Here is a 599-nt window from a genome sequence, read left to right as displayed (position 1 = left end):
CGCACGGAGTGGGACGAGAGCAACCGGCTGCCCCTGACCGTGACGGACCCGCTGGGGAACGTGACCCGTTACGCGTATGACGAGGAGGGGCGTCGCACCGGCGTCGAGCAGCCGGATGGGGCGGTGACGGAGGCGGTCTACGACGGGTGGGGTCTGCCGGTCCGGGTGCGGGGGCCGGGGGGTGGGGTGTGGCGGTACACGTATGACGCGCGGGGTGCCCGTACCTCCACCACCGATCCTTCGGGTGCCACCTCCCGTTACGCGTACGACGGTGCGGGCCACCTGTCGGCGATCACGGATCCGCTGGGTGGCGTCACGACGGTGATCACGAACGCGGCGGGTCTGCCCATGGAGATGGCCGACCCGCTGGGGGCGGTCACACGGGTCCGGCGTGGGCCGCATGGGCGGATCACGGCGCTGACCGACCCTTTGGGGAACACCACGCGTCAGGGCTGGACGATCGAGGGCAAGCCCGCGTGGCGGGAGCATCCGGACGGGGCGCGGGAGGAGTGGAAGTGGGACTGCGAGGGCAACCTCGTCACCCACACCGACCCGGCCGGACACACCACGGCCTACAGCCACACCCACTTCGACATGCC

At 71.5% G+C, this 599-nt stretch carries 1 pseudogene; it reads left to right on the top strand.

The annotated features are described in order from the left end of the window. A pseudogene (locus ACYVOO_RS04070) lies at positions 1-599 on the top strand (type IV secretion protein Rhs); the annotation flags it as partial.

This window comes from Streptomyces daliensis (genome assembly GCF_054782395.1).
Note: the sequence above shows the minus strand (reverse complement) of the source record. Positions and strands in the feature narration are given on the sequence as shown.